The sequence below is a fragment of the Gilvibacter sp. genome (assembly GCF_013214815.1).
Taxonomy (GTDB): domain Bacteria; phylum Bacteroidota; class Bacteroidia; order Flavobacteriales; family Flavobacteriaceae; genus Gilvibacter.
In genome coordinates, this window is record NZ_JABSPU010000013.1 from 44,506 (window position 1) to 55,538 (window position 11,033).

Annotated in this window: 10 protein-coding genes, 1 tRNA gene and 1 pseudogene; 2 read left to right on the forward strand and 10 right to left on the reverse strand. The window is 41.0% G+C overall.

What is annotated here, in order from left to right; genetic code table 11:
- Nucleotides 1-2: 2 nt before the first annotated feature.
- Complete coding sequence (locus HRT75_RS04650) at nucleotides 3-380, reverse strand: hypothetical protein (protein ID WP_291183175.1); 378 nt, start codon at nucleotides 378-380, stop codon at nucleotides 3-5.
- A gap of 419 nt (nucleotides 381-799) precedes the next feature.
- Here HRT75_RS04650 and HRT75_RS04655 point away from each other — a divergent pair, with 419 nt between their 5' ends.
- Nucleotides 800-1,849 carry a LacI family DNA-binding transcriptional regulator gene (locus HRT75_RS04655; protein WP_291183177.1) on the forward strand — a complete coding sequence of 350 codons (1,050 nt, stop codon included), beginning with the start codon at nucleotides 800-802 and terminating at the stop codon, nucleotides 1,847-1,849.
- Here the strand turns inward: HRT75_RS04655 and HRT75_RS04660 are convergent.
- From HRT75_RS04660 to HRT75_RS04700, 9 genes and pseudogenes are all read right to left on the reverse strand, one after another.
- On the reverse strand, nucleotides 1,846-2,733 hold the full coding sequence (locus tag HRT75_RS04660) for a PfkB family carbohydrate kinase (RefSeq protein WP_291183179.1): 888 nt from the start codon (nucleotides 2,731-2,733) through the stop codon (nucleotides 1,846-1,848). The two genes, HRT75_RS04655 and HRT75_RS04660, sit on opposite strands and share 4 nt — an antisense overlap.
- Nucleotides 2,720-4,069 (reverse strand): sugar porter family MFS transporter, encoded by a 1,350-nt coding sequence (locus HRT75_RS04665; protein ID WP_291183181.1) that lies wholly within the window; start codon nucleotides 4,067-4,069, stop codon nucleotides 2,720-2,722. Before HRT75_RS04665 ends, HRT75_RS04660 begins: the two co-directional genes overlap by 14 nt.
- A 6-nt stretch (nucleotides 4,070-4,075) precedes the next feature.
- A complete protein-coding gene (locus tag HRT75_RS04670) occupies nucleotides 4,076-4,273 on the reverse strand; it encodes a GH32 C-terminal domain-containing protein (RefSeq protein ID WP_291183182.1) in 198 nt (65 codons plus the stop codon).
- Nucleotides 4,245-4,628 (reverse strand): GH32 C-terminal domain-containing protein, encoded by a 384-nt coding sequence (locus tag HRT75_RS14765; RefSeq protein ID WP_366665022.1) that lies wholly within the window; start codon nucleotides 4,626-4,628, stop codon nucleotides 4,245-4,247. Before HRT75_RS14765 ends, HRT75_RS04670 begins: the two co-directional genes overlap by 29 nt.
- Nucleotides 4,629-5,633: pseudogene (locus tag HRT75_RS04680) on the reverse strand (glycoside hydrolase family 32 protein); the annotation flags it as partial. It lies immediately after the preceding gene.
- Nucleotides 5,634-5,740: 107 nt separating this feature from the next.
- A complete protein-coding gene (locus HRT75_RS04685) occupies nucleotides 5,741-6,298 on the reverse strand; it encodes a hypothetical protein (protein ID WP_291183184.1) in 558 nt (185 codons plus the stop codon).
- A gap of 186 nt (nucleotides 6,299-6,484) precedes the next feature.
- Complete coding sequence (locus HRT75_RS04690; RefSeq protein ID WP_291183186.1) at nucleotides 6,485-8,647, reverse strand: N-6 DNA methylase; 2,163 nt, start codon at nucleotides 8,645-8,647, stop codon at nucleotides 6,485-6,487.
- Nucleotides 8,648-8,682: 35 nt separating this feature from the next.
- Nucleotides 8,683-9,771: a hypothetical protein gene (locus HRT75_RS04695; RefSeq protein ID WP_291183188.1), complete on the reverse strand. Its 1,089-nt coding sequence runs from the start codon at nucleotides 9,769-9,771 to the stop codon at nucleotides 8,683-8,685.
- Nucleotides 9,772-10,112: 341 nt separating this feature from the next.
- Nucleotides 10,113-10,194, reverse strand: a tRNA-Leu gene (locus tag HRT75_RS04700).
- A gap of 171 nt (nucleotides 10,195-10,365) precedes the next feature.
- Here HRT75_RS04700 and HRT75_RS04705 point away from each other — a divergent pair.
- Nucleotides 10,366-11,033, forward strand: a 668-nt coding sequence (locus tag HRT75_RS04705; RefSeq protein WP_291183190.1) for a M20/M25/M40 family metallo-hydrolase, incomplete at its 3' end; no start/stop codon positions are given.

Here is an 11,033-nt window from a genome sequence, read left to right on the forward strand (position 1 = left end):
ACTCAGGCTGCCGTCATTATTTTTAGTCTATTACGCTTTAAGGTGATAAGATACGACTTTTTCACCAAAAAGGCAGTACTCTTTTCTATGCTTTGAGCTTCAGTTAAAGAAAAATCAATTCCCCTCCAGTGATGGCTAATTCGCTGCCGCCGCTGAGAGTGTTCACCTGCTGTATTGTCGTGTACTTTTACCGCTGTGGCCGTTGCATTTTCCCGAGGGGATTGATCTCCAAAATTAACTGTACTGTTTCGATGGTTGAAAGGATGAACATGAGCCCAAATGTGCATTTCAGGCATGCAAAAAGGGCTCGCGTATTGCGGTTTTGCACCATAAGCGGCCTTAACAGTTCTTCGGTCTGAGCTTTTCTTCTGCACTATCATGTTCATTAACTTCCTGAAAACGAGGGACTTTGGTTGAGATCTCTCGCTCTGAAGTCAGACAACAATTAAGCGTACTTTTCTTAACGTTGTCTTAATTTAAGGGCTAATATTTACTTTTTTTTTGATTATTAAAAATAAACACTCTTAAAATCTCGGTTTTCATAACCGAAAACGTTTTCGTATTTTCGACTCCTGAATTTAGCAATCAACGAAAAATTAACGAAAACGTGTGAGCTATAGTCTTGGCTACATTTTTTGTTTAACGTTTTCAAGTGTATTTTTGGCCGGATTTTTTCCGGTTTTCGTAAAACAGTTTCGGAATAAAATCGAAGGATATTCGTCAAGGCTTGAAATTACTCGTGCTTCGCTAACATCAGAATCAAAAACTAACCTATACCCCCGAGCCACAGGCTGATTATATGGAACAAGTTACGCTTAAACAAATTGCAGAATACCTCGGAATATCTATTGCGACGGTCTCTAAAGCTCTAAAAGACTATCCTGACGTTAGCCAGAAGACCAAGGCTTTGGTCAAAGCTGAGGCAGAACGACTCAACTACCAACCCAACAGTTTTGCCGTGAATCTGAGGACCAAAGAGTCTCGAACTATTGGTTTGATCATTCCGGAGGTAGTTCACTTCTTTTTCGGCAATATTGTACGTGCCATCATCACCGAAGCAGAGAAAAAAGGCTATTTGGTAATTATCCTTCAGTCTGACGACAATCCAGAACTCGAGAAAAAGCAGATCGATCTGTTGATCAGTAAGCGCGTAGATGGTATTATGATCTCGCTAGCAAACAATACCGTAGACACCTCACATTTACAAAAAGTGATGCGATTGGGGATTCCTTTGGTGATGTTTGACAAGATCTCCAAGCTGGTGCCCTGTTCCAAAATAATCATCGATGATCGCAAAGCAGCCTATGAAGCTACCAAACACCTCATTGAGCAAGGTTGTACCAAGATCGCGCATTTTAGAGGTCCTTTACTGCCTCAAAATTCTATTGATCGATTCCTCGGATATAAAAAGGCGTTAGAAGACCATGGATTAGAATATAATTCCAAGCATGTTTTTCTATGCGACCCGATCATTTATGAAAAGGGGCGGGAACACGCAAATGCTGTCCTAGATGAAGGTATGGATATTGACGGCATCTTTGCCAACACCGACATGGTAGCCATTGGCGCCCTTTCTGTATTTAATGAACGTGGTATTAAAGTTCCTCAAGACCTCAAGATCATAGGTTTTAGTAACTGGTTCATCTCATCGGCGATGACACCCACCTTGAGCACCGTAGATCAAGACGGGATCAAAATGGGCAAAAAAGTATTCAAAAGACTCTTCAAAGAGTTACAGGCTAAAAAGAATGGGCAACTGCTCCCTCCAGAAACCATAGCTATGCCTACTAAGGTGATAGGAAGAGGCTCTTCTATGGTAAGTAAAGCCGCCCTTACCGCCAAGTCTTAATCCTTCATAAGGGAATCCAGTTGAGTCATTGAGATTTCTGTAGTGGCTCCTGGTGTTGCAGCTACTAAAGAACCCAAAGCACAGCCGCGCTTTAAAGCAGCTTGTGGAACTTCTTGCAATAAATAAAATCCGTAGACAAAAGCAGCCAAAAAAGCATCGCCTGCCCCAACGGTATCAGCAACGGTAGTTGGAAAACCTGCTTGTCGATAAAAATCACCCTCATGCCATAAGGCAGCTCCTTCACTCCCCAGAGTTACGCAGAGGGTTTTGGCCTCAGTCGCCTCAGCCAGAGCTGCTAATTGCGATTCAAGATCTTGGTGGATAATTGACAACTCCGATAGAACGAGTGGCAATTCCTCTTCATTAAATTTGATACAATCAGCAATCTTCATTAGATCAATCAAAGCAGACATCTCATAATGCGGAGGCCTGAGGTTAATATCAAAAATGACGGTATCGCAGCGCTGAACTAATTTATGGAGTTGACTCACATTGAAGGCTTCACGTAGGGCCAAGCTACCAAAAACCAAGATATTATTTCCAATTGGAATTTCAGGTGCCGGAATATGATCCCAAGCAACAGGCTGGCCTATGGTATAAATAGCTGCGCCTGCTTGGTCAAGTTCTACGTTGACATATCCCGTAGCTAACTCTTTATGCGGATAGATACAAGTCGTGTCTAGCCCGAGCTCTTCAAGATCAAAATAGGTATCATGCCCTCTGGCATCATTTCCCACAGCACTGATAAGTTGTACCTCTGCACCTAGCCTATGAAGACGAAAAGCGACATTAAACGGAGCTCCTCCCAAGACCTCTCGATCCGGAAAACAATCCCAAAGGATCTCTCCGTAGCAAATAACCCTAGGGGCATCAGGCGTCTTCATCAACGAGTTTTTTCTCTAAATCTTCTAACGACACCCCTTTGGTTTCTGGCATTTTAAAGATGGCCCACAACAACTGCAAGACCATCATACCGGCAAAAAAGTAATAGATATACCAGAGCGAATCTCTGAGGATTCCTTCTTGCTCATCGATAAAGAAAGGTGTGATCAAAGTGATCAAGGCAGCAAATACCCAGTGGGTACTGGTCCCCCAACTTTGGCCATAAGCTCGAACACGATTCGGGAAGATCTCAGAAATGAACACCCAGATCACCGCACCTTGTCCAATGGCATGAGAAGCGATGAAAATACAGATAAAGGTCAACAGCATGGCCGGAGACGCATCCGCATAGAAACACCAACCTACCATAATAAGACTCACGATATATCCAATGGAACCAATAATGATGAGTTGCCTGCGTCCTAATTTGTCAATTAATCGCACTCCAATGAGTGTGAATACCAAATTCACAATCCCAATGGCAATAGAATTAAACAGCGATTCTTCTCCTCCCAAACCAGCTTGCTCCAAGATTTGCGGCGCGTAATACAGCACAAAGTTGATTCCACTGAGCTGATTGAAAAAGGCGATCAAAAAGCCCAACCACAGCACGCGGTTGTACTTCTTTTGAAATAACTTTTCACTGGTTTTGGGTTGTAAAAGATCTTTTTTGATTTCTTGCAAAACGTTTTTAGCCTTTTCCGCTCCGAGGTAAATAGTCTCTAAAACTCCAAGCGCTGCTTCATCGTCCTTTTTAACAATGGCCAGCCAACGTGGACTGTTAGGCACTTTCAATACCATGATGGTGTAGAGCAAGGCAGGAATGGCCTCTACTCCGAGCATCCAGCGCCAATCATTGGCTCCATCAAAACCTTTGAGCAGCCAATTGGAAATAAAGGCGATCAAAATTCCGAAGACTAAACAAAATTGATATAAGGCCACCATTTTTCCGCGATTTTGCGCGGAGGTGATCTCAGAAATGTAGATCGGTGCGGCGACTGAGGAAACTCCAACTCCTACTCCACCAATGAATCTAAAAAAGGAGAATGAATAAGGATCTGGTGCCAATGCGCTTCCAACTGCGGAGACAAAAAAGAGCACTCCAATCCAAAACAAGGTCTTCTTTCTTCCCAAGCGTTTGGTTGGAATTCCACCGGTCAGAGAACCTAAAACAGTTCCCCAGAGCGCCATGGACATAATAAAGGTCCCGTGAAATAAGGGTGAAGTATCCCAAAGAGCTTGAATGGGTTTATTGGCTCCACTGATCACTACGGTATCAAATCCGAAGAGAAAACCGGCCAGCGCAACAGTGACTGACCACATTACGATTTTGTTCATCTAGTATTAGTTAGTTGGTTTGTTCCAAATAGAAGGTATTGAATCGATCCTGAACCAGCGAACGCCTGCTGCGTCTGCGGGCACTACTTGGACCTCATCAAAGGGTTCGTTTGGAAATATTTGATTGGTAAAGACATATCGTCCCCAATCTACAAAAATCTCAATTGAGGAGGCATCAATATAGGCAGTGACATAGATATCCACCGTCTGGATTAAAAGGCTGTTCTTGATGCTGGGCCCCAAAAGAGGGCTCAAAATCAACCTTCCCGCTCTGGCTTCTATCAAAGGTCATTATACCAGCCTCTGGGAAGAAGCCGATCTCGATCTCCTCACGCAGATTGTTGCTCAAAATAAAATAGGTATCCGTTTTTGCATAAGTTTTGAATTGAATTCTGTGCTGATTGAGATTTACAGAGTCAAAGTAAACCTGCCCAGGACCTTCTGTGTAGTACACAGGCTCCCGGTCATAGACCAAGGTATCTACTTTTTCGTAGGGATAGTTGGTCAATCGTACCCCCTCATTAAAGCGTTTTAGTTGCAAAGTTCTCGGTAGGGTCATGGAGCTTCGCCAAGCTTCTGTGGGGGTGTTTCTCGCATAATTCCAATTGCTCATCCAACCTATAAAGATTCGCTCTCCATAAGGTTCATTGTTTTAAGTAACACCGGCGTAATTATCCATACCGTAGTCTAACCAAAGAGGCTCTTTTTGATCTGTGGTGAACTTTTCCCCATCCCAATCTCCAATGAAATATTGCGTCCCAGAACCTCCATTTGGAGCCCCTGGATTCATGCTGATGAGCAGCACCCATTTTTTGGCATAATGGTCCGGATCAGGATGATTTAATGGAAAAAGATCCGGACATTCCCAAACTCCTCCGTGAGCACCTTGGTCTTTGCCAAATTCACTCATCAATTCCCAATCTTTGAGGTTAGGAGATTTATAGAACTTCGCATGATCGCCAGCGACCAAGATCATCACCCATTGCTTGGTATCCTTATCCCAAAAGACCTTAGGGTCCCTAAAATCTTTTATGCCCTCATTACCAATGACCGGATTGCCTTCATATTTAGTCCACGAGTCTCCATTGTCCAAACTGTAGGCAATGCCTTGGGTTTGGAAGTCGGTGCGTCCGGCTTTTTCTCCCTCCATTAAATGATAGGTGAAAATTGCAACCAAAGGTGCAACTCCGTCTTTCCCAAATCCCGAGGTATTGTCTTTATCAACCACTGCGCTGCCTGAGAAAATGAGACCGTGCTCATCAGGATATAATGCAATAGGCTTGTTTTCCCAATGAACCATATCTGTACTTGTGGCATGTCCCCAGTGCATAGGTCCCCATACAATATCCTCCGGATAATACTGATAGAACAAATGGTAAACCCCATCATTGTAAACCAAGCCGTTCGGGTCATTCATCCATTTAGCGGGTGGTGAAAAATGATATTGCAAACGGTAGGGTTCGTCGTAGTTGGAACTGAATTCTTGAGCTACAGGAGTCTGCTGGGTTGTAGTTTCCTTGCATCCTATCAGCACCAAGAGCGTTAAAAAAAGAAGGTATCGCATGTTTCCCAAATTAGCCGTGCCACTAAGATAAGAGAATTGTAGAAGTCGAATAAAAACAAAAAAAGCAGCCCGTAGGCTGCTTCTTCGCTTTAAGTGTAAAATGATCCCTAATGGGCAAAACGGTAGGCCATTTTTGGCTTTACCTTTCCTAAAATGCGGTGCTTTAACCAGCGCGTGATTCCTAAGAAACTATAGGCTGAGAAATTGAACTGCAGGCGCAACTCTTGAGCTTGTTGATTAGTTACTCGATATCCTCCTTGAATCTCAAAATCCAAATACGGAGTATCAAAAACCTCCTTTTTGGTGTAATCGTTTAAGATAAAGGAGTTGTCCCAAGCCTTTAGGTAAAAACGAACCTTGGTAAAGTAGGCAGCAGGCAAAGCGACAGCTTCACGGGTTTTAATGAATAGTCCAGTGTGTTGTCCTTTAAGTTGCAAAGGCGTTTGCTGCTGAAAGGATTCAATGGTTGTGGCCTGGCCATGATCATCAATTAAGGCAAAACCGCTTATGTTCAAAGACATTTCTACCACTTTTAGCGGCTCAATCTCTTTTTGTGTCAAACTTAGGTTAAGGGTGCGCGCAGCTTGCGACTCCCAATGGGCAGCCAGGTCCAAACTGTTTGGAAAGGTCTGCCAAATACTCGGATAGAATTTGGTGTTCTTCATAAGTGTACGTATTAACAATTAAATACACTGCAAATTTCAGGCAGAATTGCAATCTGCCGCACAACAAAATCCTCCGATTTATATACTATTTAAACCGTACTTATGTAGTTTAATACGCTGTTTTTCAGCTGATAAACCTTTTATAAGGGATAAGGCTTATACTCATTTGGCAAAGCGAAATCGCTATCAACTATTCTCCACAATAGCAATCTCCTCCTCCGTTAAGCCATAAAGCTCGTAAACCATTTGGTCTATCTCTTTTTCTAGTTGAAATATTTGGGTTTGAAGTTCTTGGGCTTTTTTCTTGTTCTCTTCAAAGAGTTCTAGCCATTCAAATTCGTCTTTTTTGGTAAGTGATGGGACTAACTCTAAATTTTCTTTTTTTCTTTCTTTGTTAGTCGTTGTTATGGCCTGATGGAGTTCCTTTATAAAAATATCATATTCCAATTGATACCATAATTGAAGTTTTCTAATAATCGATATAGAATATCTACTTTGAATGTAATTAAGCAAACTGCTTATAATTGCATCTTTTTTATGATTCAGTTCGAGTAATTCTTCTACTTTCTTCTCGATTTTTTCATCTGCAAATTCTGAAGGTAGGGGTATCTTAGAAATATATTGTGATTTAAGTCGTAAATAACCCCCTCTTGCTTTGACACATACTGAATGAAGGTACACTTCGATTAATTTAGAATTTAATATTCCTAAAATACTCATCGAATCAGATGGTATTCCAAAACATGTCATATCAAAAAGAACATCATTTGCAAAAGTAAAATTAACTGAGTCTGAGATGTCTGGATATACGATGAACTTCTGATGAAAGGGAAAGTCTAACTTTATTTGTTGATATTCATACCAAGTCTTTTTACCACTAATAATGCCTTTGTCAATAATTGCCCTCGAAGATAATTGTTCCTTACTCATCTTTAAGAAATCTAAAGTTTCCTGATGCTCATTGAAGTTTTCAATTAGGCTATAAATACCGTCATTGCTCAATCTGTAAGGAAATACAATCATATTAGAAGTATTGGCTGGAGAATACTTTTTGACCTCTCTTCCCAACAGATACTCTTTTAACATTTTTGAATTATTTAAATCTGATGGAATCTCTTCCTTCCTTATTATATAAGACCTGTTAGAGCCTGTTTTAATTCCAACTTGTGGCTTATCAATTAAATCAGACAATTTTTCATTTTTCTTTTCAAGCTTTTTAATTAAATCAAATAAATCGTTGTTTAATGTACCAGATGTCCAGGAACCTAACCTTCTAAATAATTCATCCTGCGAAACCTCTATTGAATTGACAAAGTTGTTCTCTATTTCATTATAATTAGCTTCAGAGACCACCAAAAGGTCAGACATTTTAGATTTATTACTTTTTGTAGCTTTCTCAAATAGGATGATTGACGGATATGCTATAATTCCTTTAAAAACATCAAGATCTCTGAAGTCTATAAATGACCTTATCTTGGAGTTATCTTGTAAATATTTAATAAGTACTTTACCATATTTAGTCTTTGTATATTTACTGGAGACTATAAATCCACAACGACCCATTTGATTTAGTAAGTCAAGAGATTTTTCAAAAAAGAAAACGTATAAATCAGACTTTCCTGTGAAAACATTATAAGTCTTACGAAAGTACTCTTTTGACTCAATATCAATAAACTCATTTCTAACATAAGGCGGATTCCCGATCACCACATCAAACCCACCTTTTGCAAAGATCTCTGGGAACTCTTCCTGCCAGTTAAAAGCTTTATCTCCGGCAACGGCTTTGCTGTCAATTAAGCTATTACCACATTTTATATTGTTTGATAGATCATTAAGTTTTCTTCTTGGTTGTGCCGTACGCAACCACAAAGAAAGCTTGGCTATCTCTACAGACTCCTCGTTTAGGTCTACTCCAAAAATGTTCTTCTCTAATACCGTGTTCTCTATATCCGGGAACTGCAAGCCGCCACCTAAAAGCCTAGTTTTAAGTTCATCTATATAATTATGCTCGCTTATCAGAAAGTCTAAAGCCTGGTTTAAAAATGCCCCAGAGCCACAGGCAGGGTCACAAATAGTTATTTGTAAAAGCCAATCACGGTAATCATCCAGTATGTCACGCAGGCGCTCTAAGGTAGCTTTTTGCCGGCCCTTGCGGCTTTTGTAGTACTCCTCTTCTTTAAAACCTAGCTCTTGTTTCTTTTCTTCACAGAGCTTGCCAACGGTATTCTCTACTATATATTTGGTTATGTATTTCGGGGTATAGAATACACCGTCCTTTTTTCGCTTGCTCTTTTGCTTATCGAACTCCCCGCCTTCTATCTCGGCATTAACGCTCTCTATCTCGTTCAAAGAGTTCTCAAAAATATGCCCCAGTATGTTTACATCTACCTGGCTCTCAAAGTCATAATTAGCCAGTTTAAGGTGTGTTTGTAGAGCAGCTCATCGTCTAGCTCAATAGTGTCCAGAACAGTATCAGGCTTAAATAACCCTCCATTATAGGCATAGATCTCTGCCTTCTTGTCCGTGCCTTCTCTACCTTCATCCAAGTATTTAAAATAGAGCTTAAAACGCTCGTACAGCGGCACGTTCACATCTAGGTCTTTAAGCTTGTTCCATTCTTCCAATATCAATAGGGTAGAGTTAGGTGGTAGCAAGCCTCTGTCCTCAGCAAAGAAAATAAAAAGCAACCTATCTATTAACTTCTGTGATTTTTTAAAGAGCGACAGCTTTACGTTCTTCTCTATACGCTGTAACTCGGCCTTAACCACATCATCGGTAGCATGATCGCTGAGCATACTTCTGGCCTCTTCTTTCAAGCGTTTGCCGTTGCGTTTGACAAGATCGCGGTAAAGCTCTCTTTTAAAGACAGAATAGTCTTTGTAGAACTCTTTGGTAATAGCCTCCTCTTGAGCCAAAGAGTCTTCTTTGATTTTTAATGGGAGGTTAGAGAATATATTTTCCTTGGCCAAACACAAATACAGTAATTCAAATTGGTCATGGCTGAGGTTAAAAAGGTCAAACTCAATGAACTCCGTGGCATCGTTTATATAGAAACGAAGCTTCTCAAAGTTTGAGGTAACAACATAAACACAGCCTTTTTGGTTAGCCTTATAATCAAAAGCCTGCTTGCGTATACTCTCTAAGTCTTTGGTCTTGGTACTTTTTAATTCTACAACACCAATAGCGCTATCATTCTTTAAAATGGCTCCATCAGCCTTTCTGGCATTGGTCTCATTCTTGTACTCGGCGACAAGGTTAAATGGTTCCTTAGGCTTTAAAGTGTAACCAAGAACATTAACGAAAAGTTCTGTCAAGAAAATACCCTGGTACTCTTCTTCTTTTGAGTTCTTAATATTCTCCTGGATCTTGGCATTTAGAAAATACTTACTGAACCGCTTGAATTGCCGTTCTAAAAGTGCTTTATCTTGTAGGTTTAGGTATTTCTTTAGAACAGAAGCTTGAAATAAGGGCATAAAAGAGACCTGAGTTGTTAGTTTAATTAACCTATTTACCGGGGAGTAAGTAAAAATAACAAATACCTTAAAAAAGCTTCTAAGAATTAAAAAGTAATTCCAAAACCGCCCCTTCAAGCGAAGCGTCTGTATATTCCCAAAGATCGGTTCGATGTCGCAATAATGCTGCGTAGCAGCTTGCGACTCAGATTTTGGGAATGGTTCGGCGCGACTTCGTATTTTTTGTTAACGAAGGAGCGGTGAAACAGACTTGGAAGGGGCTAGCGCTTTTGGGTACTTTTGCCGCGATGGGAAAAGTACCATAATAAAAAAACCTCCAACTTTCGTTGAAGGTTTTTTTGTGCGGATGAAGGGAGTCGAACCCCCACGCCTTGCGGCACTAGATCCTAAGTCTAGCATGTCTACCAGTTCCATCACATCCGCTTAGGGCTGCAAATATAATTAATATTGCTAAATCCAAAAGGACTTAATAGAAATTTTTAGCCGTGGATTGATTGCTGATTTTTAGCCGTAAACTCAGGCTGATCTCTAGCCCGACCACTCCTATGTCATATACACATTTTTTGATACCTTAGTGAGCCTTAAAAATTTGAGATGAAAAGTGCCAAAGACTACATAGAACAAAACAAAGACCGATTCCTCTCGGAACTCATTGATCTTTTAAAAATTCCTTCCATTAGCGCAGACTCAGCTTATGAGAAAGATGTGATCGCGACGGCCAAAGTGATCGAGCAGCGCTTACTGGAAGCCGGTTGTGAAACCGTGGAGATCTGTGAGACGCCAGGGTATCCTATTGTCTTTGGAGAAAAAATTATTGACCCGGCCTTACCCACTGTTTTGGTTTACGGACATTACGACGTACAACCACCAGACCCTTTAGATCTTTGGGACAGCCCTCCTTTTGAGCCGGTGATCAAAAACACGGAATTGCACCCAGAGGGCGCAATCTTCGCGCGTGGAGCATGTGATGACAAAGGACAAATGTATATGCACGTCAAGGCTTTAGAGTATATGACCAAGACCGATCAATTGCCTTGTAACGTCAAATTCATGATAGAAGGTGAAGAAGAAGTGGGCAGTGAAAGTTTGAGTTGGTTTGTAAAACGCAATCAGCAAAAGCTGGCTAACGATGTTATTTTGATCAGCGATACGGGAATGATCGCAAACGATATTCCTTCTATCACCACAGGGCTTAGAGGATTGAGTTATGTAGAGGTGGAAGTGACCGGGCCTAATCGCGATTTGCCCTCCGGCCTTTACGG